Raw genomic sequence first — 23,440 nt, 5'->3', positions numbered from 1 at the left:
CACATTGATCGAATATTCTGGTTATGATCAAATGCAATCAAGACGGAGCTAAACGGAGGAACGATGATCGCGGGCCGAATCGAACACATGGCGTCGGAGCTCGCCTCCCAGCCCCAGACTTGGGCGACGGCAGCGTCGCTCACGGCCGAGCAGGCGATCCTCCCCGCTCGCGGCGCACGTATCGCGGTCGTGGGGTGCGGCACCTCGTGGTTCATCGCGCAGTCGTACGCGTGGCTGCGCGAAGCCGGCGGTCACGGTGAGACCGATGCCTTCGCGGCATCCGAGGCCTTCGTCGATCGCGGCTACGACGCCGTCGTCGCCCTCACCCGCTCGGGCACGACCACCGAGGTGCTCCAGCTCGTCGAGGGCCTGCGCGGGCGCGTGCGCACCGTCGGCGTCATCGGCGACGCATCCTCGCCGCTCGTCGGCCTGGTCGACGAGGCCGTGCTGCTGCCGTTCGCCGACGAGCAGTCGGTCGTGCAGACCCGGTTCGCGACGACCGCGCTCGCACTCTTCCGCGCATCGCTCGGCGAAGACCTGAGCGGTGCGATCGCCGACGCCGAGCGCGCGGTGGCCGAAGACCTCTCACCTGAACTGACGGACGCCGAGCAGTACACCTTCCTCGGTCGCGGCTGGTCGGTCGGGCTCGCCCACGAGGCCGCCCTCAAGATGCGCGAGGCCTCGCAGTCGTGGACCGAGTCGTACCCGTCGATGGAGTACCGCCACGGACCGATCGCGATCGCGGCCCCCGGCCGGGTCACCTGGCAGTTCGGCGAGACGCCCGAGGGCCTCGCCGGCGACGTCGCCGCGACCGGCGCCCACTTCGAGGCGGGCACGCTCGACCCGATGGCCGAGCTCGTGCGCGCCCAGCGGGTCTCACTCGCCCGTGCCCGCGCGAAGGGCCTCGACCCCGACGCCCCGCGCAACCTCACCCGCTCCGTCATCCTCGACGCGTGATGACCGGGCGCCCCTCCCCCGACGGGGCCCTCCTCGGGCCCGGCGGCGCGGTGCTCGCCTTCGACGTCGGCGGCACCGACACGAAGTCGGCGCTCGTCGACGCGTCGGGGCGGGTGCTCGGCCTGCGCCGCACGCCGACGCCGCTCGGCTCCGCCGATGCGGCCGGCACCATCGTGGCGTCGCTCGCGGTGCTCGCACGCGAACACCTCGCGGCGGCACCGGGCGTCGTTCCGGTCGCCGCGGGCGTCAGCGTGCCCGGGCTCGTCGACGAGGTGACGGGCGTCGGCATGTTCGCGTCGAACCTCGGCTGGCGCGACGCCCCGATCCGCTCGCTCGCCGAGAGCGCCCTCGGCGTGCCGGTCGCGTTCGGCCACGACGTGCGCGCCGCCGGCGATGCCGAGCACCGGCTCGGCGCGGCCCGTGGCTACGGCGATGTCGTCGTGCTCGCGATCGGCACCGGCATCGCGAGCGCGCTCGTGCTCGACGGCCACCCCTACGCGGGCGGCGGCTTCGCGGGCGAGATCGGCCATTCGCTCGCCGACCCGCTCGGTGAACGCTGCCCGTGCGGTGCGATCGGATGCCTCGAGACGATCGCGTCGGCCGGCGCCATCGCCCGTCGCTACTCGGCGGCGTCGGGCAGGCCCGTCAACGGTGCACGCGAGGTGCTCGATGCCGCCACCGCGGGCGACCCGCTCGCCCGGCGGGTGTGGGACGACGCGGTCGAGGCGCTCGCGGAGGCGATCGCGCGGCTCGTGGCGACCCTCGCTCCCGAGGCCGTGGTGATCGGCGGCGGGCTCGCCCAGGCGGGCCCGGCACTCTTCGGTCCGCTCGGGGCGCGCCTCGACGCCCTGCTCAGCTTCCACCGTCGACCCGCGCTCGTGCACGCCGAACTCGGCGACGATGCGGGCCTCCTCGGCACGGCGCTCGCGGCCCGTGACCTCGCCGTCGCGCGGCAGGGCGGCGGTGCCGCGTGATCCTCACCGTGACCCCGAACCCGGCGCTCGACCTCACCTGGCACGTCGATCGCCTGCAACCGGGTGAAACGCACCGGGTCGACGCCGGCGCCGCGCGGGCTGGCGGCAAGGGACTGAACGTCGCTCGGGTGCTGCACGGCGAGGGTCATGACGTGCTCGCGCTCACGACGGCAGGGGGCGCGGTCGGTGCCGAGTTCGCCGCCGAGCTCGCGGCGAGCGGCATCCCGCACCGCCTGATTCCCGTGACCGGCACGACGAGACGCAGCATCGCCCTCGTCGACGAGGCGAGCGGCGATACGAGCGTGCTGAACGAGCGCGGGGCCTCGCTCGCGCCCGACGAGATCGCCGCACTCACGGCGAGCGCACTCGAACTCGGGCGCAGCGCCGATGCGGTCGCGATCTGCGGGAGCCTGCCCGAGGGGTTCGGTGCCGATGAGCTCGGCGCCCTCGTCGGTTCGCTCGTCGACGCGGGTGTGCCCGTGATCGTCGACACGAGCGGGCCCGGCATGCTCGCCGCCGCTCGCGCCGGTGTCTCCGCCCTGAAGCCGAACGCTGAAGAACTCCGCGCAGAGACCGGCCTCGACGACCCCGCTGCCGGAGCCCAGGCGCTGCTCGAGCTCGGCGCGCGCATGGTCGTCGCCTCCCTCGGTTCAGAGGGCCTCATGGTCCAGACAGCGGATGCCGCCGGCATCCGCGCCCGTCTCCCCCGCGTGCTGCACGGCAACGCGACCGGCGCGGGCGACGCCGCGGTCGCCGCGATCGCGGCGGCACTCGCCGAGACGCCCGACCTCCACGCCGACACCCCGGCCGCCGCCGATGCGCGCGCACGCCTGACTCGCCGGGCGACCGCCTGGTCGGCGTCGGCGGTGCTCATGCCGCTCGCGGGCGACCTCTCGCCAGAACACGCCGCCCTCGAACTCGAGGTCGTCGTGGCCACGACCGACACCGGCAGTGCCGACGCAGACGCCCAACCCTCCGACCCGGAAGCGAGCGCATGACCCTCACCCCCACCCGCGCCATCCTCACCGACGCCGTCGCGTCAGGACGCGCCGTCGGCGCGTTCAACGTGCTGCACCTCGAGACCGCGGAGGCCCTGGTGCGTGCCGCCGAGTCCACTGGTCTCCCCGTGATCCTGCAGGTCTCCGAGAACGCGATCCGCTACCACGGCGGCTTCGAGCCGATCGCTCGCGCGACGCTCGCGGTGGCCGAGGCCTCGACCGCGGCCGTCGCCGTGCACCTCGATCACGCCGAGGACGCCGAACTCGCGCTGCGCGCGATCGACCACGGCTTCGGCTCGGTCATGTACGACGGCGCCAAGCTCGACTTCGCCGACAACGTCGAGACGACGCGCAGGGTAGTGGCGCACGCCGCGACCACCGGCGTGCTCGTCGAGGCCGAGCTCGGCGAGATCGGCGGCAAGGACGGCGCCCACGCTCCCGGTGTTCGCACCGACCCCGCCGAGGCCGCGCAGTTCGTCGCGCAGACCGGGGTCGACGCCCTCGCCGTCGCCGTCGGCTCCTCGCACGCGATGACCGAGCGGAACGCGTCGCTCGACCTGGAACTCATCGCACGCCTCCGGGCCGCGGTGCCCGTGCCGCTCGTGCTGCACGGTTCGTCGGGCGTGCCCGACGAGACGATCGTCGCCGGCATCCGCGCCGGCCTCGTGAAGATCAACGTCTCGACCCATCTCAACGCCCAGTTCACCGGCGCGATCCGCAGATACCTCGACGAGCATCCGAGCGTCGTAGACTCGCGAAAGTATCTCGCCGCCGGACGAGACGCCATCGAAGCCGAGGCGGCGCGCCTCCTCCGCCTCTTCGCCGGGAAGGACCCCAACGGATGAATCGTGCGGAACGTCTGAGCGCTGTGCTCGATCTCCTCGCCGAGGGCGGTCAGGTCGACGTCGACCAGATCGTCGAACGCCTCGAGGTGTCGCCTGCGACGGCCCGTCGAGACCTCGACGCCCTCGCCCGCCAGCAACTGCTGACGCGCACCCGCGGCGGGGCGGTCGCCCACTCGGTCGCCTACGACCTGCCGATCCGGTACAAGAACCAGCAGAACCCCGACGCGAAGGCGGCGATCGCCCTCGCGGCGAGCGCGCTCGTGCCGCGCGGCGCCGTCATCGGCCTGTGCGGCGGCACGACGTCGACCGCGATCGCCGACGCCCTCATGTCGCGCGCCGACATCATGGAACCGGCACCCGACCCGAGCCTCACGGTCGTCACCAACGCGATCAACATCGCGATGCAGCTCGCGATGCGCCCGCAGATCAAGACGGTCGTGACGGGCGGGGTCGTGCACGCCCGCTCGTACGAGCTCGTCGGCGCGTACACCGATGCGGTGCTCGGCAGCATCACGCTCGACCTCGCGTTCATCGGCGTCAACGGCATCGACCCCGTGGTCGGGCCGACCTCGCACGACGAGCGCGAGGCCTCGGTCAACGCGCTCATGGCCGCGCGGGCGACGCAGGCGGTGCTCGTGGCCGACTCGTCGAAGATCGACAAGCGTGCGTTCGCGGCGATCGGGCCGAGGCGCCTCTTCTCGACCGTCATCACCGACGCCGGGGCCACAGCGGAGCAGCTCGAACGGCTGTCCGACGCGGGCTACGACGTTATCGTTGCTTAGGTGAGCACACCGCCCGTCATCATCCATTCCGCGCGTCTCGTGAGCGGCGCCGACACCGTCACCGACGCTTGGGTGCGATTCGACGGCGACCGGGTGACCGCACGGGGCATCGGCGACGGATGGCGCGAGGGAGCCGCGTCCGAATCGGCGACGGTGACGGATGCCGCGGGGCGCTTCCTCACCCCAGGATTCATCGACATCCACTGCCACGGGGCCGGCGGCGCTGCGGTCGACGAGGGCGACACCGCGATCGAGACGGTGCTCGCGGTGCACAACGCCCACGGCACGACCAGAACCGTGCTCTCCCTCGTCACGGCATCGGTCGACCGCCTCGCGCGCGACCTCGCGACGATCGCGCGGTTCTCGCAGCGCGACCCGCGCGTGCTCGGCGCCCACCTCGAGGGGCCGTTCCTCGACGAAGAGTTCCGCGGAGCGCACGACCCGGGCCTCCTGCGAGGTGCCGACGAGGCATCCGTCGAACTGCTGCTCGAAGCCGCCGCCGGTACGCTGCGGCAGATCACGATCGCACCCGAGCACGACGGCGCACTCGAGGCGATCGCCCGCTTCGTCGCGGCCGACGTGCGCGTCGCCGTCGGCCACACGGGCGCCGACTTCGACACGGCCCTCGCGGCCTTCGACGCCGGCGCGTCGATCCTGACGCACGCGTTCAACGGCATGCGGGGCATCCACCATCGTGCTCCTGGCCCGGTGACGGCGGCGATGCACGCCGACCACGTCACGCTCGAGGTCATCAACGACGGGGTGCACGTGCACCCTGATGTCGTGAAGCTCGCCTTCGCCGGCGCACCGGGCCGGGTCGCACTCGTCACCGACGCGATGGCTGCGACGGGTTCCGCCGACGGCATCTACGTACTGGGCTCGCTCGAGGTCGTCGTCACCGACGGCGTCGCGCGCCTCCGTGAGGGCGGATCCATCGCCGGCTCGACCCTCACGCAGGACGACGCGCTGCGCCGCGCGGTCTTCGACAGCGGCATCCCGCTCGACGAGGCCGTCGGAGCGCTCACCGTGACGCCGGCCGCGGCGATCGGCCGCGCAGGCGACCTCGGCCGCCTCGACGCGGGGTTCGCGGCCGATGCGGTGCTGCTCGATGCCGAGCTCGGCGTGGACGCCGTGTGGGGCGCGGGCGTGCGCCTGGCCTGACCCCGCCGCTGTACAGCGGACGAGACTGGTCCCGACACGCGCGGACGAGACGGGTCTCGACATGCGAGCCGTGTCCACGGACGAGACGGGTCTCGACATGCGCGCCGTGTCGACGGACGAGACGGGGCCCGGAGGCGTGTTCCCCTTCGCCTCCGAGACCCTCGCCCGTTCGAGCGGAGCGCATCGTTTCCCCCGATGCACTCCGCCCACCCGCCGGCTGGGTGGCCGGCATCCGTCTCGGGAGTTCGGGTCGCCTGAGACGGCGGTCGTTCAGAAGGCGGTTGAATGCCTTCCACCTGAGAGACGTCGAATCGGCGGATCTATGACGCGAGATCCGGAGAATTTCTTCCGCACCCGTTTCCCAGCGATTTCTGCTGGAATAGGGGCACCCGAATCTCACGCGTCATGATTCCCGTTGCGACGCAACCTCAGGTAGAACCGCTTCCAGCGCACCTCTACCCGTTACCCGAAGGAGCCCGTCGTGCCGCCGCTGCGCACCGACCGATCGGCCGACGCCGCGCTCATCGAGCGCACCCGCAAGGGCGACGGCTCGGCGTACGCCGAGCTGTGGGAGCGGCACGCGGCCTCGGCGCGCACCGTGGCGCGTTCGTACAGCTCGCTCGATCCCGACGATCTCGTCGCCGAGTCCTTCACCAAGATCTACAGCGCGATCCTCTCGGGCGGCGGCCCGACGGGCGCCTTCCGGCCGTACCTCTTCACGACGATCCGCAACACCGCAGCCGGCTGGGGCCGTGCGAACCACGAGACGACGCTCGAGACGCTGGAGTCCTTCGAAGACCCGTCGACGAGCGAGTCAGCCACGCTCGACGCGCTCGACCGCAGTGCCACGGCGCAGGCCTTCCGCGCCCTGCCGACGCGCTGGCAGGAGGTGCTCTGGTACTCCGAGGTCGAGAACATGACCCCGCAGCAGATCGCACCGCTGCTCGGCATGAGCGCCAACAGCACGGCGGCCCTCGCCTACCGTGCACGAGAGGGCCTGCGCCAGTCGTGGATCCGCGTGCACCTGCGCAACCCCGCCAACGCGCCCGAGTGCCAGTGGAGCATCGACCGGCTCGGCACGTACACGCGGGGCAAGCTCCGTCCCCGTGAGACGACCCGCCTCGAAGCGCACCTCGACGACTGCGCCCGGTGCACGATCGTCGCCGCGGAGGCGCGCGAGGTCGGCTCACGGCTCGCGCTCGTGCTGCTGCCGCTCACGGCGGGCATCGGCGGCGCCACGGCCTACTCCGCCTGGCTGTCGCAGGGTGCCCCGGTGGCCGAGATCGCCATGGGCGCTGCCATGCCCGCCGCCGTCATCGGCCACGGCGCAGCCACCGGCGCATCCGGTGCGGCCGGCTCCACCGCGGGCGGGGCGGGCAGTGCGGGTGCCGCGAGCGGCGCGGCTTCTGCGTCCGGCATCGGCGCAGCGGGCGGCAGCGGGGTGGTGGTCGGAGTCGGCGCCGGCGCACTCGTCGCCGCTGCCGCCGTCGCGGCCGTCATCATCGTGCCGGGCATCGTGGCTCCGGCCGAGTCCGCGCCGCAGGTCGTCGCGGCGGCGCCGCCGTCCGATTCCGACGAGAGCTCGATCGACGAGGCCCCGGCCGCGATCCCGCCCGACGCGGTCCCGCCCCTGCCCGTCGTCGAGCGCACCCCTGATTCCACGGAGCCGCAGGACGACGCCGAGGCCCCCGCCGTCGAGCCGGACTCCGCGCCGGTTCCAGCTGCGCCGCCGGTCCCGACTCCGAGCCCCACGCCGACCCCCACGCCCGATCCCGGGCCCGAGCCCGTCGACACGGAGGCGCTTCCCCCCGTGGTCGACGTCGTCGACACGGCGAACGGCCTCGTCGACCCGCGACTCTCCGGCACGGCGGAACCCGGTGCGAGCATCTTCGTGACGTCGAACGGGGCCGCGCGCGTCGCCGCGTCGGCCTCGGTGCCGTCGACGCCCGACGCGACCGCCGACGAGGCCGGCAATTGGAGCCTCGAGTACTCGGGCCTTCCGGCCGGCGCGCACCTGCTCACCGTGACGCAGACCGACCGCGCCAACAATTCCTCCGCGCCGAGCGCGCCGATCGAGGTCACGCTCTCAAGCCCCACGATGCGGTTGAAGCTCGTCGCAAACGGCCTCGGCGGGTTGTGGCGCGTCTCGTTCACGGGTGCGCCCTGGGCAACCGTCCAAGTACTCGGCGATGGCCTCGAACGCCGCACGGAGGTGCTCGGCGGCGATGGCAGCCTGACGTTGGACGGTCGGTACACCGCGGAGCAGAACGTCCAGTTCACCGTGCGGTACCTCTCCGATGACGGTCGCACGGGGCCGTCGGCCCCGGCGGTGCTCGACTGACACGACCTCACCGTCGACCCCGCTAGTCTGGCGGGATGACCGAGCACGTCCCAGGCGCGACCCCCGAACACCTGTACCACTGGGTCGTCACGCTCAGTTGCACCGACGGCCCCGGCATCGTGCACGCGATCAGCGGAGCGATCGTCGCGGCACGCGGCAACATCACCGAGAGCCAGCAGTTCGCGAGCCTCGACACCGGCAACTTCTTCATGCGCCTGCAGGTCGAGTCCTCGGCCGGGCGCGACGAGTTCGAGGCTGCGCTGGCCCCGGTCACCGAGCGGTGGAACATGCAATGGCACCTCGACGAGGTCGGCCGGCCGCTCCGCACCCTCGTGCTCGCCTCGACCGCTGGGCACTGCGTCAACGACCTGCTCTTCCGCCAGCGCGCGGGGCAACTGCCCGTCGAGATCCCGATCGTGCTCTCGAATCACGGCACCCTGCGCGACCTCGTCGACTTCTACGGCGTGCCGTTCGAATCCCTCGCGGTGACGGATGCCGCGTCGAAGGCGGCTTTCGAACGACGCGTGCTCGACGCGGTCGACGAGCACGACATCGAGCTCGTGGTGCTCGCCAGGTACATGCAGATCCTCTCCCCCGAGCTGTGCGCCGCGCTCGAGGGCCGCTGCATCAACATCCATCACTCCTTCCTGCCCGGGTTCAAGGGAGCGAACCCCTACCGTCAGGCCCACTCGCGCGGCGTGAAGCTCATCGGCGCGACCGCGCACTTCGTGACGAGCGACCTCGACGAGGGTCCGATCATCGAGCAGAACGTCGTGCGCGTCGACCACTCCCGCAGCCCCGGCGAGCTCGTCGCGATCGGTCAGGACGAGGAGAGCCGCACGCTCAGCCAGGCGGTCAAGTGGTTCGCCGAGCGCCGGGTACTGCTCGACGGGGTGCGCACGATCATCTTCCGCTGAGGTCGCCGGTAAGCTTGAGGGTTGTGAGCGACGCGAAACAGCACGAGCAGCAGCCGAAGATCGGGCCGAACGACATCCTGCGGTTCTTCCTCGAACTCTTCGCGTTCGTCTCGCTCGGCGTCTGGGGCTTCCTGGCGTTCCCGCTGCCGTGGCCGGGTGTGCTCGTCGGCATCGGTGCTCCGCTGCTCGCGATCCTCGCGTGGGCGCTGTTCGTCTCACCGAAGGCGGTCGTTCGCGTCGACGCGTTCGGCAAGGCGATCGTCGAGATCGCCGTCTTCTCGGCCGCTGCGATCGGCTGGTGGACCCTCGGTCAGCCCGTCGTCGCCGTCGTCTTCGCCGTGGTCGCCGCGGTGAGCGGCATCATCAACGGCCGCAAGGAACTCGCGGGCTGACCCGCCGGCTCACACCGCGACGGCCGCCTCGGCGTCGGGTTCCGCACCGCCAGCGGTGCGGAAGTGGCCGATGACCGAGAGCAGCAGCCCGCCGACGGCCCACGCCCCGAGCACGAGCCATGGGAACGTCATGTCGGCCGACGGGAAGTACGAGAGCTCTCGTACGAGGGTCGCTGCCGCGCCCGGCGGGAACCACTGCCCGATGTCGCCCCACGGCGCGGGGTAGAACTCCTTCGGCACCGCGGCGCCCGAGAGCGGGTTCGCGAACAGCAGCATGACGACCGGGCCCACGGCGATGCCCGCTCGGCCGATGACCGCCACGAACCCGGTGATCGGTGCGGCGATCGCCGCGAGCGCGAGCGCGATGGCGGCCGAGTTCAGCAGGTAGTCGCCCTGCAGCGCCCCGAACCAGCCCTGCAGGATGCCGGTGAGCACGAGTCCGCCGACTGCCGCGTAGAGCAGCACGGCGAAGACCCGGCGCATCGCGCCGATCACGGCGATCGAGATCGCGATGCCACCGAGCATGCCGCCGAGCACGAGCGGGAAGAGGGCAGCGGTGAGACCGGTGCCCCGCGGGTCGGTCTCGGCGAGCGGCACCACGTCGGTGACGGCGACCTCGATGTGAGGCGGCGCGCCGGGCGCGCCTGCCGCCTGAGCCGCGGCGGCGGCCTGCGCGTTGACGCCCTCCTCGAGCCCGCCCGCGAGGCCGCTGAGCAACTGGGTCACCGCGAGGCTCGACGCCGATGAGGTGAGCACCTCGGGCTCGGCGCCGAGCACGATCGCTCCGTACACCTCGCGGGATTCGATCGCCGTGACAGCCGCATCTCGATCGTCGACCGCCTCGAACGCGATCGCGCCCGGCGATTGCTCGTCGACCGTTGCCTCGACCGCGGAGACGGCCTCGGCGGGCCCGGTGATCGCGATCGGCAGGTTCTTCGCATCCGCCGTCACCGAGGGCCACGAGAACGCGAGAACGATGACCGCGACCACCGCCGCGAGAGCGAGCGCGATGCCGACGACGCGGCCGATCGGGGTATGCCGACTGGCGGCATCCGGGTGGGTGGTCATGTTTCCTCCGAAGAAAAACGAATGTTCGTTCTTTATAATTCTGAACCGGCCGTCTAGGCTTGTCAAGAACGCAAACCAGCTCATCGACGGAGAAGCCGAGCATGCCGAAGGTCACCGCCGCGTACCGCGAGGCCCGCCGCGACGAGATCATCGACGCCGCCCTCAGGGCGTTCGCGGTGAAAGGGTTCCAGGGCACCTCGATGGCCGACGTCATCGCCGAGACGGGCCTCTCGGCCGGCGCAATCTACGGACACTTCGCGGGCAAGAAGGAGTTGTTCGCCGCCGTCGCCAGCCGGGTGCTCGACGCCCGCAGCGACGAGCTCGACGCCCAGCGCCGTGGCGGGGAGCCACTCCCTCCCGGGGAGATCATCGCCACCCTCCTCGACGGCATGCGCCGCGAACCGTTCAGCAACGTCATCGTGCAGCTCTGGGCCGAAGCGGCCGTCGACGACGAGATCCGCCTGATCGTACAGGGAGTGTTCCACCGGCTGCGAGACACCGTGCGCGCCCGGCTCCTCGATTGGGCCGCCGCCGATCCACGGCGGGTCGACGGCGATCCCGAGGAGTGGGCCACGCGGCTCGCGCCCGTCGTGCTGGGGCTCGGGCCGGGCTACATGGTGCAGCGCATGATCGTCGACGACTTCGACGACGAAGCGTACCTGCGCACGCTCAGCGAAGCACTCCCACACTGACGAGTGAGCGGATGCCGCGGCATCCGCTCACCCATCGGTGAGGGCCCGCGTCAGATGCCCTGCCAGGCGGGCTTGTTCGCCCACGCGTGCCGGTAGTAGTCGAGGTTCTCGAGCTCGGCCGCTGCGGCCTCGTCGACGATGACCGTGGTGTGCGGGTGCAGCTGGATCGCGGAACCCGGCTGGCTGGCCGAGACGGGACCCTCGACCGCCGCCGCGACCGCGTGGGCCTTCGCCGCACCGAATGCCAGCAGCACGAGGTGGCGGGCACGGAGGATCGTGCCGATGCCCTGCGTGATGCAGTGCATGGGCACGTCGTCGGGGGAATCGAAGAAGCGGGCGTTGTCGAGACGCGTCGGCTCGGTCAGGGTCTTCACGCGCGTGAGCGAGGCGAGCGACGAGCCCGGCTCGTTGAACCCGATGTGCCCTGTGCGCCCGATGCCGAGGACCTGCAGGTCGACGCCCCCGGCCGCCGTGATGGCCGCCTCGTAGTCGGGGCCGGCGTGCTCGATCGAGGCCGGATCGCCGTTCGGCACGCGCACGAGCTCGGGCGTCAGGCCGAGCGGCTCGACGACCTCGCGGGTGATGACCGCGCGATAGCTCTCGGGGTGGCCGGCCGGCAGCCCCACGTACTCGTCGAGTGCGAATCCGCGCACGCCGCGCACGTCGATCCGGTCGTCGGCGATGCGTCGCGCGAGCGCGCGGTAGCTCGCGAGCGGCGTCGAACCGGTCGCGAGCCCGAGCACCACGTCGGGCTTCGAGCGGATGAGCGAGACGATCGTGTCGGCCACGAGTGCGCCTGCGGCGTCTTCGTTCTCTACGACGACGACTTCAGCCATGGGTGTTCTCCTACGAGGGCGGCGCCGACGGCGGCCGCTGGGAATCCGGGTGGGACGACCTGCACACGAGTGGCCAGGTCGGTCGATGCGAGGAAGGCCGATTCGGCCGCCCACCGATTCAGGATACGGCGTGTGCCGACGACGAGCGGTTCACCGAGCGCCGCGAGCCCTCCTCCGATCACGACGGCATCGACGTCGACGGTCAGCACGAGGAGCCGCACGGCCGTCGCGACCCCCGCGAAGAACTCCTCGCGCACCTCGAGCGCGCGTGCGTCGCCGGCATCCGCCGCATCGAAGAGCTCGCGCGCCGGGTGCTCGGAATCGGTCGGCCACGTTCGAGCGATCGCGAGGCCGGATGCCACGGTCTCGAGGCATCCCCGCTGGCCGCAGCCGCACATGACGCCGGCCGGGTCGATCGGGATGTGGCCGATCTCCCCGGCGATGCCGTGGCCGCCGCGGAGGAGGCGCCCGCCGAGCACGACGCCCGCGGCGAGTCCCGTGCCGAGGTTCAGGTACGCCATCGACGTCGCTCCGGGCCGTCCGGCTCCGTCGACGGCGCCTGCGCGTGCGCCGAGGAGGTGGTGGGCGCCGAGCGCCGCGGCCTTCACGTCGTTCTCGACGCGCACGTCGATGCCGAGGCGGTCGGAGAGGCGGCGACCGAGGTCGAGCCCGTCGAGCCCGAGGTTCACCGCGTGCTCGACCCGTCCCGTGGCGCTGTCGACGGCCCCGGGGATGCCGATGCCGATCGAGGTGAACGACGCCGCGTGCAGTCCGGCCAGCTGGCCCATGCGCTCGACGGTACGAAGCGCCGTCGCGACGACCGCCTCCGCGCCGAAGCCCGTCGGCATGCGCACCTGGTCGCTCAGCTCGCCGTCGGCACCGATCGCCACCGCGGCCGTCTTCGTGCCGCCGATGTCGATGCCGAGTCTCACGGCGTCGCCACCGCGGCCCTGAGCGCGTCGTCGACGAACTCGATGACCGCCTCGCCGAGGAGGCGCGAAGCACCGAAGGTCGACACGTCGGCGTAGGCCCGATCGTTCGACGGCCAGCCCATGTCGATCGTCACGACGTCGTCGCGCACGGCGCGGAGCGCCTCGATCGCCGCGCGTGCGAACGCGTGGCGATGGAGGTCCTTGCCGACGACGAGTACGGTGCCCTCGAGCCCCGCCGGATCGGCGAGCCTCTGCTGCTCCGAGACGGCGACGGTGGCGGCCTCGCCGAGCCACGACGTGCTCGACGCGACGTCTTCTGCGGCGAAGGGCCCCCACGGCGCGACACCGATGGCGATGTTCGCCACGGTGTCGACGCGCACGACCGTGCCGATGCGCGGCGACCGGGCGAGGCGTTCGCGCGCGGCATCCGTCACCTCGAACGCGCCGATGACGCGGCCGATCTCCTCGGCGTCGTGCTGCGGCTCGATCGACGACGGCAGTGCCGGCCCGGCCGGCACCGGCACCGAGTCGGCCGCGAGCGCTCGCACCCTCGACGCCGATTCGCGCACGCGCTGCTCGGGGAGGCGTCCGCTCGCGATCGCGGCCTCGACGGCCGCGACGATCTCGGCCATCTCCTCGACCGAGTTGTCGGAGCCGATGCAGAGCAGGTCGCAACCGGCGGCGAGGGCGCGCACGGCCGCTTCGGGAATGCCGTGCACGCCGCTCGCCCCCTTCATGTCGAGGGCATCGGTGACGATGACGCCCTCGAACCCCAGCTCCCCGCGGAGCAGGCCGTTCAGGATCTGCGGGGAGAGGGTGGCCGGGCTCTCGGAGTCGAGCTCGGGGATCAGGATGTGCGAGGTCATGATCGTGCGGCTGCCCGCCGCGATCGCGGCCCGGAACGGCACGAGCTCGCGCTCGCGAAGCGTCGCGAGCGGCACGTCGACGACCGGCAGCGCGAGATGCGAGTCCGTCGCGGTGTCGCCGTGCCCCGGGAAGTGCTTCGCGCTGGCGGCGACGCCCGTCTCCTGCAGCGCCGAGGTCCACGCGGCCGAGTGCCGAGCGACGAGTTCGGGGTCGGCGCCGAAGCTGCGCACGCCGATGACCGGGTTGTCGGCGTTCGCGTTCACGTCGACGTCGGGCGCGAAGGTCACGGTGCATCCGGTCGCGGCGAGCGCCTCGCCGACCGCCCGGGCGACGCGAGCGGTCAGCTCGAGGTCGTCGATGCGGCCGAGCACGGCGTTGCCCGGGAACGGGGCGCCGCGGTCGTAGAAGAGGCGCGTGACGTCGCCGCCCTCCTCGTCGATCGCGATGACGGCGTGCGGGTTCGCTTCGCGGAGCGCCGCGTTCAGCGCCCGCAACTGCTCGGGTGTCTCGACGTTGGAGCCGAAGAGGCAGACGCCGCCGAGACCGTCGCGGAGGAGCTCGAGCACCCAGTCGGGCGCCTGCGGGCCGTCGAAGCCGGGGAGCAGCGTCGTGAGGATGTCCCGGCGGAGGTCGATGCCCGCGCCGGTCGGAGTCGTCGCGGTCATCCCTTGACTGCCCCGCTCACGAGTCCGCTGGTCATGCGGCCCTGCACGATGAGGAAGAAGACGATCACGGGCACCGCGACCAGTGTCGACGCCGCCATCACCTGCCCCCAGTCGGTCTCGCGCGTGGCGCTGGCCTGGATGAAGCCCCTGAGCCACAGCGGCAGCGTGTGCATCTGCTCGGCCGGCAGCAGCACGAGGGCAACGGTGAACTCGTTCCACGCCTGCAGGAACGCGAAGACACCGGATGCCACGAGCCCGGGAGCCAGCAGCGGGAAGGTGATGCGCATGAAGGCCTGCGTACGGCTGAGGCCGTCGACCATCGCCGCCTCCTCGAGGTCGGCGGGGATGCCGGCGACGAAGCCGCGCAGCATCCACACGGTGAACGGCACGACCGCGGCCGTGTAGATGATGCTGACGCCGATCACGGAGTTCAGGAGGCCGACGCTCGAGACCATCTTGTACTGCGCGATGAACAGGCCCTCGGCGGGCAGCATCTGCACGATGAGCACGGCGAGCACGAACGTCTTGCGGCCCTTGAACCGGAACCGGCTGATCGCGACCGCGGCGAGGAAGGCGAAGAGCAGGCAGAAGAACACGGCGATGAGCGTGACCGAGAGGCTGATGCCGAGCGCCGTGAAGAACGAGCCGTCTTCGAGCGCGTTCTCGTAGTTCGAGAGCGAGCCGCCGAAGGGCACGAAGGTCGGGATGAACGACTGCAACGTGCGATTGGAGAGCAGCGAGGAGTTCATCATCCAATAGACGGGGAACACCCAGGCCAGTGCCACGGCGAACGCGAGGATCGTGAGCAGGACGCGGCGGGGGCGGAAGCGCCGGCTCCACCGGGTGGCCGTGCGGACACGGCCGACCGGCACCGCGGAGGCGGTGGCTCCGAGCTCTCCCCCGGTGGGGATGGTGACGGAGTTGGTCATGACTGTTCGTCCTCCTTGAGCAGGGAGCGCACGTAGAACCAGCTGATCGCGAGGGTCAGCGCGAGCACGAAGATGGAGACCGCCGACGCCATGCCGAAGTCCTGCGACCCGGCGCCGAGCTTGTAGATGTAGGTGCCGAGCAGGTCGAACTCGGAGGCCTTCGAGCCGGCGTCCTGCAGCATCGTGATCTGCGTGAACACGCGCAGATCCCAGATGAGCTGGAGCAGCAGCACGATCATGATGACCGGCCGGATCATCGGCATGATGATGTAGCGCAGGCGCTTCGCGCCGTTCGCGCCGTCGAGCTGAGCGGCCTCGAGCACTTCGTCGGAGACCTGGGTGAGACCGGCGTACACCGAGAACGCGACGAACGGCACCGACATCCAGATCACGATGATGCTCGCGACGATGAAGAAGGTGACCGGGTTCGACAGCCACGAGAACCGGTTCATGTCGACGCCCGGGATCATGTCGAGCAGGTAGTTCACGACACCGCGACGACGGTCGAACAGCCAGATCCAGACGGTCATCGCGGCGACGACGGGCATGGCCCAGGCGAGCAGCAGCGAGATCTGCAGCGTCAGCCGTGCCGTGCGACCGACCGCGGTCATGAGCACGGCGAGCAGGAGCCCGACGACGAGCGTCATGGCGGCGGTGATCAGGCAGAACGCCAACGACCGGCCGACGACCTGCCACATGGTGGGGTCGGTGGCGAGGCTGATGTAGTTCTCGAGCCCGACGAAGTCGGCAGGCTGCCCGAACTGCTGCTTGATGCCGAATTCCTGCATCGAGGTGATCACCTGCCACACGAGCGGGTAGCCCATGCCGACGAGGAGGATGAGGATGGCGGGGATGAGGAGCAGGTGGGGCACGGAGAGGAAGCGGCGCCGGCCGCGGGGGGTACGGGGCTTCGCCGCTTCGCTGGCGACGACGTCGCGGGTGAGGGTCTCTGTCACGGTCTCATCCTCCTTTCGAGTGGTGCTGGTGTCACGGACTTCATGGGCGGGGCCGCGGGCGAAGACTCGCCCGCGGCCCCGTGTGTTGCAGGTTGCGGATGCCGCGGCATCCGCTCGGTGCTAGTTGAGGAGCTCGGTCAGCTTCTCGTCGTACTCGGCCGCGAGGGCTGCGACGTCGCCGCCGCCCGAGACCTTGCCGAAGAACTCCTCGAGGATGCCGGCACCCTCGACCGCGGCCCAGCCGGGTGCGGCCGGGGTCAGCTTCGAGCCGGCAGCCGACTCGATGAGGGCCTTCGCGAACTGGTCGTCACCGAGGCTCGACGCGTAGTCGAGGTTGGCCGGGCCGAGCCCGTTCTCGCCGAGCATCGTCTGGTACTCCTCGGAGAAGATGATCTTCATGAGTTCCTTGGCGCCGGCCTGGTTCTTGCTGGCCGCCGACACGGCGATGTTGGATCCACCGGCGAACACCGGGGCGACGCCGCCGTCGACACCGGGGAGGACGAACGTGCCGAACACGTCGTCGTTCCACGTCGCGATCGTCTTGGTGTCGTCCTCGGGGTCCGGAGCGAGGTCACCGATCGACCAGTGCGCCCATCCGGGTGCGATGATCGTGGCGGCCTCGGGCACGCCCGTGGCGTCGTTGTTGTTGAGGTTGACCCACGGGGTGCTGTCGAACTCGGTGACGGGCGCGTTCGAGGCACCCGTGAAGAGGGCCTGGAACTGCTCGAGACCCGCGACCGACTCGTCGGACGACAGGGCGCCGACCCACTCTTCGCCGTCCTTCACCGCGAGCTCGCCGCCGTTGGCGAAGATCCACGAGATGCCGTTGCGCCAGTCGGAGCCACCGATGTAGAAGCCAGACTGCGCGTCGGTGCGAAGCGACGTGACGGTCTCGCCGAACTCGCCGAGCGTGGTGGGAACGGTCTTGCCCGCTGCATCCCAGATGTCCTTGCGGTAGAAGTTGTAGCGCGAGCCGAAGTAGTACGGCAGCGCGAACTGTGCGCCGTCGACCTCGCCGACCTCGACGAACGACTTCAGCAGCTTGTCGCCGCCGAGCTCGTCGTACATGTCGGACAGGTCGGTGAAGGCGCCCGCGTTCGTGAACGTCGGCGACCAGGTGTTGCCGATCTCGGTGACGTCGGGGGTGTTCGCGGCGTCGGGAAGCGCGGTGGTGAGCTTCGCGACGGCGTCGCCCCAGCCCTGCTCCTCGATCGTCAGCTCGCCGCCGGTGACGTCGGCGTACTCGGACTTCAGGTAGTCGCGCAGCTCGTCGGGCGTGTCGCCGCCCATGAGCCACAGCGTGATGTCCTGGCCTTCTGCAGACCCGTCGTCGGCGGGCTCGCCGGTCGCGCTGCAACCGGCGAGAACGAGTGCGGCGGCGGTTGCGATCGCCGCGACAGCGTACTTCCTCTTCATTGCGGTTTCCTTCTCTTGGTTGGGGTGTGGTGCGCCGGAACCGGTTCGGGTGAACACGTCCGGGTGGCGGGTCAGCTAGGTGACCCCGAGTTGTCCGGAAAGGACCATGACGGCCGCGCCGCGAAGGACGATGTCCTCCGCCTGCTCGGACATCCGGAGCCTCAGATCACGGTTGAATTCCGCCATCGTCCGCTTCCGGAGCGTGTCGACGGCGGCCTCGTGGAACGCGCCGTCAAGCAATTGGGCCGGGCCGCTCAGCACGACCTCGGAGAGGTTCAGCGCGCCGACCACGGGTGCGAGCACGATGCCGAGCCGGCGGCCGGCCTCGCGCAGGATGTCATCACGAGCGGATGCCGCGGCGTCGGTGTCGGTGGCACCGTCACCGTCGAGCTCGGCGAGCTGCGCGGTCAGCCGCGGCGCGGCCACCCACGTCTCGAGGCAGCCGTCGCGGCCGCACGCGCAGCGCGGGCCGCCGTCGGTGCCGACGACGACGTGGCCGATCTCGCCCGCGGCGAAACCGCCGCCGACGACGGGGCGCCCGCCGATGATGAGGCCGGCGCCGACACCGTGGCCGACCTTGACGAGCAGGAGGTCGTCGTGCTGCGAGGAGCCGTGCTCGGCGAGCACGGCGACGTTCGCGTCGTTGCCGACGTGCACGGGCAGCGCGAAGCGGGCGGCGATGCGCTCCTGCAGGGCGACGTCGCTCCAGCCGAGGTTGGGGGCCGATCGCACGACTCCGTTCGGGTCGACGACGCCGGGCGAGCCGATGCCGATGCCGAGCACCGGGGTCGTGGTGCGTGCGAGCAGTCGCTCGACGAGCTGCTCGACGAGCTGCACGGCGGCCTCGCCGGTCGCGCCGGCCCGGGCGATCTCGTCACGGTCGATGATCTGACCGTCGAGGCCGACGACCGCGCCGCGGAACACCTCGTGCTCCGAGAGGTCGACGCCGATGATGTGGAACGCCGCGCGGTCGACGTCGATGAGCGTGGCCGGCTTGCCGGGGCGGGCGTCTTCGCGCTGGCCGAGTTCGATCACGAGGCCCTCGGCGATGAGGTCGCCGACGAGGTCGGAGATCGTGACCCTGGTGAGACCGGTCTGGCGCGCGACATCCGCTCGGCTCTGGGCGCCGGCCGTGTAGAGGGTCTGCAGCACGAGGGCACGGTTGTGAGTGCGGGCGTGCTCGGGGAGCACTTTGCCGGTGGGCCGGAGGGCTCGGGAGCGGCCGAAGATGACGGCGCTGGGCGCTGATGGGGCGTGCAGCTCGGACGCCACCGGAGAGGTGGGGGGCGTCGGCTCGGTGACCGGGCCTCGCTGTGCATCCATTGCAGTCACGTTTGTTAGTAAACCTTACGAACAAACCCGCCGCAAGTGTTCGGCGCGAATTCCCCGGGGCGTTATCGAGTTGTGACCAGCGAGCGCTTCGCCCGGTCGGCGGCATCCGCCTTCGCGTCGAGCCGCCCGCCGATCGCGCGAAGCGCCGCGAGGATGGTCACCAGGTCGACCACCTCCTGCAGCAGCGCGCCGACCGTCGCCGGGATCACCCCGAACGCGGCGACGACCATGAGCCCGATGCTCACGATGATGCCGAGCCAGATGCTCTGCAGCGCGATGCGCACCGTGTCGCGGCCGATCTCGACCGCTTTCGCCGTGCGCGAGATGTCGTCGACGAGGATCACCGCCGACGCCGACTCGCTCGCCGCCGTCGCCCCCTTCGCGCCCATCGCGATGCCGACGTCGGCGGCGGCGAGCACCGGGGCGTCGTTCACGCCGTCGCCGACCATGATGACGGGGCGCTCGGTGATCGCAGCAACCTCGGCGACCTTGTCGGCCGGCAGGCAGTCAGCGCGCACCCGCGTGATGCCGAGCTCGGCGGCGATGTGGTCGGCGGTCGCCTTCGCGTCGCCCGTGAGCATCATCGTCTGGCGCACGCCGAGTTCGCCGAGGCGATCGAGCGTGGCCCGCGCGTTGTCGCGCAGTCGGTCGCTCGCGAGGATCGCCCCCGCGAAGCGCCCGCCGACGGCCACGTAGACGGCGAGCTCGCCCGGCGCGATCGCCGTGCGCCGGGCTTCGGACGCCTGCTCCTGCACGAACGCGAACTTGCCGACCACGACCTCTCGACCGTCGAGCTTCGCCGTGACGCCGTTCGTCGCGGCCTCGCGCGCCCAGTCGGCCTCGACGAGCGGGAGTCCACGCTGCTTCGCCGCCTCGATCATCGACGTCGCGAGCACGTGTGACGAGTACTGCTCCGCCGAGGCGACCGCGGCGAGCAGTTCGTCCTCGCCGAACCCCGGCTCCGGGCGGATCGCGACGAGCGTCGGCGTGCCGTGAGTGAGCGTGCCCGTCTTGTCGAACACGGCCGTCTTCGCGGCGGCGAGCTGCTCGAGCACTCCCCCGCCCTTCACGATCACGCCGTTCCTCGCCGAGCGGCTCATGCCGCCGATGAACGCGACGGGCGCCGCGATGAGCAGCGGACACGGGGTGGCGAGCACGAGCACCTCGGCGAAGCGCACCGGGTCGCCCGACGCCCACCAGGCCACCGCCGCGAGGGCGAGGGAGAACACCGTGAAGGGCACGGCGTAGCGGTCGGCGAGGCGCACGACGGGCGCCTTCGAGTCGGCGGCGGCCGTCACGAGAGCGACGATCTGCTGGTACTGGCTGTCGGCCGCGGATGCCGCGGCGACGACCTCGACCGCGGCCTGGCCGTTGATCGAGCCGCTCAGCACGAGATCGCCCGTGAGCTTCTCGACCGGCACGGACTCCCCCGTGATGGAGGACTCGTCGAAGCTCGCCTCATCGGAGCGCAGCGTCGCGTCGACCGGCACGATCTCGCTCGGACGCACCAGCAGCACGTCGCCGACCTGCACGTCGCTTGCGAGCACGTCGACGATCGACTCGCCCTCCATTCGGTGCGCGTGCTGCGGCGAACGGGTCAGGAGCGCGTCGAGCTCGCGCTTCGCGCGGCGGTTCGCGTAGTCCTCGAGGGCCGCCCCGCCCGTGAGCATGAGCACGACGAGGAGGGCCGCGATGTACTCGCCGACGAGCACCGTCGCGATGATCGCGGTGACCGCGAGGATGTCGAGGCCCCAGTGCCCGCGCAGGATGTCGCGCACCATGCCGACGGCCTGCCACGCCGCGACGCCGAGCGCGTAGACGCTGAAGATCCACGGAACGGCGGCGCCTGCACCCGTGAGGGCGAGCACGATGCCCGCGAGGCCGATGCCGAGCGTGAGGGTGACGACCCAGTACCTGCGGGCGAGCTTCAGGAGTCGTGCCATGCGTCCATCCTCCACGAACCCGCCTCGCCTCCACGGCGGAAACGCCAAGCGACGCATTCGGTGCACTCGCAGCTGCGAGCTGCGGAACGCGAACGGGGGCCGGATGCCAGCGGCATCCGACCCCCGTCTCGAGGCGTGTCGACTACGCGGCGACGCGCGCCTTCAGGTTGTCGGCCAGCGTCGCGAGGAACTCCTCGGTCGTCTGGTAGGCCTGCTCGGGGCCGACGAGGGCCGCGAGGTCCTTCGTCATGGCGCCCGACTCGACCGTCTTGATGACGACGTCTTCGAGGGTCAGCGAGAAGTCGATGAGCTCCTGGTTGCCGTCGAGCTTGCCGCGGTGCGCGAGGCCGCGCGTCCAGGCGTAGATCGAGGCGATCGGGTTCGTCGACGTGGGCTTGCCCTGCTGGTGCTGGCGGTAGTGGCGCGTGACCGTGCCGTGCGCCGCCTCGGCCTCGACGACCTTGCCGTCGGGCGTGGCCAGCACCGAGGTCATGAGGCCGAGCGAACCGAAGCCCTGCGCGACCGTGTCGGACTGCACGTCGCCGTCGTAGTTCTTGCAGGCCCAGACGTAGCCGCCCTCCCACTTGAGCGACGCCGCGACCATGTCGTCGATGAGGCGGTGCTCGTAGGTGAGGCCGGCAGCGTCGAACTGCGCCTTGAACTCGGTGTCGAAGACCTCCTGGAAGAGGTCCTTGAAGCGGCCGTCGTAGGCCTTCAGGATCGTGTTCTTCGTCGAGAGGTAGACGGGGTAGTTACGCGACAGGCCGTAGTTCAGCGAGGCGCGGGCGAAGTCGCGGATCGACTCGTCGAGGTTGTACATGCCCATCGCGACGCCGGAGCCGGGCGACTGGAAGACCTCGAACTGCTGCGGCTCCGAGCCGTCCTTCGGGGTGAAGGTCATCGTGAGCGTGCCCTCGCCCTCGAAGCGGAAGTCGGTGGCGCGGTACTGGTCGCCGAACGCGTGGCGGCCGACGATGATCGGCTTGTTCCAGCCGGGCACGAGGCGCGGGATGTTCGAGATGATGATGGGCTCGCGGAAGATGACGCCGCCGAGGATGTTGCGGATCGTGCCGTTCGGCGAACGCCACATCTTCTTCAGGCCGAACTCCTCGACGCGAGCCTCGTCGGGCGTGATCGTGGCGCACTTGACGCCGACGCCGTGCTTCTGGATCGCGTGGGCGGCGTCGACCGTGATCTGGTCGTCGGTCTCGTCGCGCTTCTGGATCGAGAGGTCGTAGTACTCGAGGTTCACATCGAGGTACGGGTGGATGAGCGTGTCTTTGATGGCCTGCCAGATGATGCGCGTCATCTCGTCGCCGTCGAGCTCGACGACGGTGCCTTCAACCTTGATCTTCGACAAAGCGGATGTCTCCTTGATTCTGGTGGGGAAATGGAAAGCCTCTGGGCGGTCGGACACGCCGTCTGCCAGCTTACCGCGTCGCGCGAATATCTCGACATCGAGAGAGTTCCGACCGGATATCGAGCACGGCCCGCGTCGATGCGAGACCGTCGGGGCCGCGGCATCCGCTCGTTCGCTCTGGGCATGTGCCCGCTCGGCTACCGACGTGACGGCCCCACAGGTTAGCCTTGGCCCATGGCTGAGCTGAGACTGGAAGATCTGTCGGCGTCGAACATCGTGGCGGCGAACTCGTTGTCGCTCAAGCCCGGCCAGGAGCAGTTCATCGCCCCGGTCACCTACTCCGCCGAGTCCTCCGTCGTGAACCCGGCCACCGCGTGGCAGCGCGTCGCCCTGCTCGAGGACCGGGTCGTCGGCTTCATCCACGGCAACTTCGACCCCGAGAACGAGCACGAGGAGTTCCGCGCGTGCATCTGGCGCATCAACGTCGACGCCGAGGTGCAGGGCAAGGGCGTCGGCCGCTACCTCGCGACCGCGCTCGCCGAAGAGGCCAAGCGCCGCGGCTTCGACCGCATCACCGTGCTGTGGGAGCCGGGCGAAGAGGGCCCCGAGGCGTTCTTCCACCGCATTGGCTTCACCGACATCGGCGAGACCGCGTACGGCGACGTCATCGGCGCGCTCGAACTCTGACGAGCCACGCGAGCGATCAGGCACAGCGGATGCCGCAGCAGCACGCCGAGGGATTCGTCGAGGCCGTGCTCGTGGTCGTCGCCGACATCCCGCCGGGACAGGTCGCGACCTATGGCGACGTGGCGGCGCTCCTCGGCTCGCGGGGCGCACGCGCCGTGGGTCAGGTGATGGCGCGCTCCGGCGGCGAGGTGGCCTGGTGGCGGGTCGTTCGGGCGGGCGGGCGCCCGCCGGCAGGGCACGCCGAGCGAGCCCGACAGCACTACCTCGACGAGGGCACGCCACTGCGGCCGACCGCCGATGACGACGGCTACCGCATCGACCTCGCGGCGTGCCGCTGGCGCGCCTGATCGCCACCGCGGCTTGAGGACCCTAAACCGCGACCCGAAGGTC

General features: G+C 71.0%; 22 protein-coding genes. 12 read left to right on the top strand and 10 right to left on the bottom strand.

Annotated features, from left to right (window positions below; all coding sequences use genetic code 11):
- The first annotated feature begins 63 nt into the window (after positions 1–63).
- The 9 genes from VPH61_RS06675 to VPH61_RS06635 all read left to right on the top strand — a co-directional run bounded on the left by VPH61_RS06675 (position 64) and on the right by VPH61_RS06635 (position 9,367).
- The gene (locus tag VPH61_RS06675; protein ID WP_332062725.1) at positions 64–957 is read left to right on the top strand and encodes an SIS domain-containing protein; all 894 of its coding nucleotides are present in this window, start codon (positions 64–66) and stop codon (positions 955–957) included.
- Positions 957–1,931: an ROK family protein gene (locus tag VPH61_RS06670; RefSeq protein WP_332062724.1), complete on the top strand. Its 975-nt coding sequence runs from the start codon at positions 957–959 to the stop codon at positions 1,929–1,931. Before VPH61_RS06675 ends, VPH61_RS06670 begins: the two co-directional genes overlap by 1 nt.
- Positions 1,928–2,929 carry a 1-phosphofructokinase family hexose kinase gene (locus VPH61_RS06665; protein WP_332062723.1) on the top strand — a complete coding sequence of 334 codons (1,002 nt, stop codon included), beginning with the start codon at positions 1,928–1,930 and terminating at the stop codon, positions 2,927–2,929. Before VPH61_RS06670 ends, VPH61_RS06665 begins: the two co-directional genes overlap by 4 nt.
- The gene (locus VPH61_RS06660) at positions 2,926–3,774 is read left to right on the top strand and encodes a class II fructose-bisphosphate aldolase (protein ID WP_332062722.1); all 849 of its coding nucleotides are present in this window, start codon (positions 2,926–2,928) and stop codon (positions 3,772–3,774) included. The genes VPH61_RS06665 and VPH61_RS06660 overlap by 4 nt, the downstream gene beginning before the upstream one ends.
- Positions 3,771–4,556, top strand: coding sequence for a DeoR/GlpR family DNA-binding transcription regulator (locus tag VPH61_RS06655; RefSeq protein WP_332062721.1), 786 nt, complete (start codon positions 3,771–3,773; stop codon positions 4,554–4,556). The genes VPH61_RS06660 and VPH61_RS06655 overlap by 4 nt, the downstream gene beginning before the upstream one ends.
- Entirely contained in the window at positions 4,557–5,717 is a 1,161-nt protein-coding gene (locus VPH61_RS06650) for an N-acetylglucosamine-6-phosphate deacetylase (RefSeq protein WP_332062720.1), read from the top strand.
- A 481-nt stretch (positions 5,718–6,198) separates the two neighbouring features.
- Positions 6,199–8,058 carry a sigma-70 family RNA polymerase sigma factor gene (locus VPH61_RS06645; RefSeq protein ID WP_332062719.1) on the top strand — a complete coding sequence of 620 codons (1,860 nt, stop codon included), beginning with the start codon at positions 6,199–6,201 and terminating at the stop codon, positions 8,056–8,058.
- 35 nt (positions 8,059–8,093) lie between these two features.
- Complete coding sequence (gene purU, locus VPH61_RS06640; protein WP_332062718.1) at positions 8,094–8,975, top strand: formyltetrahydrofolate deformylase; 882 nt, start codon at positions 8,094–8,096, stop codon at positions 8,973–8,975.
- A 23-nt stretch (positions 8,976–8,998) separates the two neighbouring features.
- Complete coding sequence (locus tag VPH61_RS06635) at positions 8,999–9,367, top strand: YrdB family protein (protein ID WP_332062717.1); 369 nt, start codon at positions 8,999–9,001, stop codon at positions 9,365–9,367.
- Positions 9,368–9,376: 9 nt separating this feature from the next.
- Here VPH61_RS06635 and VPH61_RS06630 read toward each other — a convergent pair whose 3' ends face one another.
- Complete coding sequence (locus VPH61_RS06630) at positions 9,377–10,435, bottom strand: hypothetical protein (protein ID WP_332062716.1); 1,059 nt, start codon at positions 10,433–10,435, stop codon at positions 9,377–9,379.
- A 101-nt stretch (positions 10,436–10,536) separates the two neighbouring features.
- On the opposite strand from VPH61_RS06630, the gene VPH61_RS06625 reads away from it, so the two are divergent.
- A complete protein-coding gene (locus VPH61_RS06625) occupies positions 10,537–11,127 on the top strand; it encodes a TetR/AcrR family transcriptional regulator (protein ID WP_332062715.1) in 591 nt (196 codons plus the stop codon).
- 50 nt (positions 11,128–11,177) lie between these two features.
- On the opposite strand, the gene VPH61_RS06620 is transcribed toward VPH61_RS06625, so the two are convergent.
- From VPH61_RS06620 to VPH61_RS06580, 9 genes are all read right to left on the bottom strand, one after another.
- On the bottom strand, positions 11,178–11,963 hold the full coding sequence (locus VPH61_RS06620; RefSeq protein WP_332062714.1) for a glucosamine-6-phosphate deaminase: 786 nt from the start codon (positions 11,961–11,963) through the stop codon (positions 11,178–11,180).
- On the bottom strand, positions 11,942–12,895 hold the full coding sequence (locus tag VPH61_RS06615) for an ROK family protein (protein ID WP_332062713.1): 954 nt from the start codon (positions 12,893–12,895) through the stop codon (positions 11,942–11,944). The genes VPH61_RS06620 and VPH61_RS06615 overlap by 22 nt, the downstream gene beginning before the upstream one ends.
- A complete protein-coding gene (locus VPH61_RS06610) occupies positions 12,892–14,427 on the bottom strand; it encodes a glycoside hydrolase family 3 protein (RefSeq protein ID WP_332062712.1) in 1,536 nt (511 codons plus the stop codon). The genes VPH61_RS06615 and VPH61_RS06610 overlap by 4 nt, the downstream gene beginning before the upstream one ends.
- Complete coding sequence (locus tag VPH61_RS06605) at positions 14,424–15,356, bottom strand: carbohydrate ABC transporter permease (RefSeq protein WP_332062711.1); 933 nt, start codon at positions 15,354–15,356, stop codon at positions 14,424–14,426. The genes VPH61_RS06610 and VPH61_RS06605 overlap by 4 nt, the downstream gene beginning before the upstream one ends.
- Positions 15,353–16,312 carry a carbohydrate ABC transporter permease gene (locus VPH61_RS06600; RefSeq protein ID WP_332062710.1) on the bottom strand — a complete coding sequence of 320 codons (960 nt, stop codon included), beginning with the start codon at positions 16,310–16,312 and terminating at the stop codon, positions 15,353–15,355. The genes VPH61_RS06605 and VPH61_RS06600 overlap by 4 nt, the downstream gene beginning before the upstream one ends.
- Before the next feature lie 120 nt (positions 16,313–16,432).
- Positions 16,433–17,728, bottom strand: a complete 1,296-nt coding sequence (locus VPH61_RS06595; protein WP_332062709.1) for an extracellular solute-binding protein — start codon at positions 17,726–17,728, stop codon at positions 16,433–16,435.
- Positions 17,729–17,803: 75 nt separating this feature from the next.
- Complete coding sequence (locus VPH61_RS06590) at positions 17,804–19,060, bottom strand: ROK family transcriptional regulator (RefSeq protein WP_442879063.1); 1,257 nt, start codon at positions 19,058–19,060, stop codon at positions 17,804–17,806.
- A gap of 62 nt (positions 19,061–19,122) precedes the next feature.
- Positions 19,123–21,003, bottom strand: a complete 1,881-nt coding sequence (locus VPH61_RS06585; protein ID WP_332062707.1) for a heavy metal translocating P-type ATPase — start codon at positions 21,001–21,003, stop codon at positions 19,123–19,125.
- Positions 21,004–21,145: 142 nt separating this feature from the next.
- Entirely contained in the window at positions 21,146–22,363 is a 1,218-nt protein-coding gene (locus tag VPH61_RS06580) for an NADP-dependent isocitrate dehydrogenase (protein WP_332062706.1), read from the bottom strand.
- Positions 22,364–22,597: 234 nt separating this feature from the next.
- Between VPH61_RS06580 and VPH61_RS06575 the strand changes: the two genes are divergently transcribed.
- On the top strand, positions 22,598–23,050 hold the full coding sequence (locus tag VPH61_RS06575; protein ID WP_332062705.1) for a GNAT family N-acetyltransferase: 453 nt from the start codon (positions 22,598–22,600) through the stop codon (positions 23,048–23,050).
- 29 nt (positions 23,051–23,079) lie between these two features.
- The gene (locus tag VPH61_RS06570; RefSeq protein ID WP_332062704.1) at positions 23,080–23,397 is read left to right on the top strand and encodes an MGMT family protein; all 318 of its coding nucleotides are present in this window, start codon (positions 23,080–23,082) and stop codon (positions 23,395–23,397) included.
- Positions 23,398–23,440 lie beyond the last annotated feature (43 nt).

Source organism: Agromyces sp. CCNWLW203 (assembly GCF_036576125.1).
In the GTDB taxonomy this organism is placed as follows: Bacteria; Actinomycetota; Actinomycetes; order Actinomycetales; family Microbacteriaceae; genus Agromyces.
This window is presented reverse-complemented; position numbering and strand designations above follow the sequence as displayed.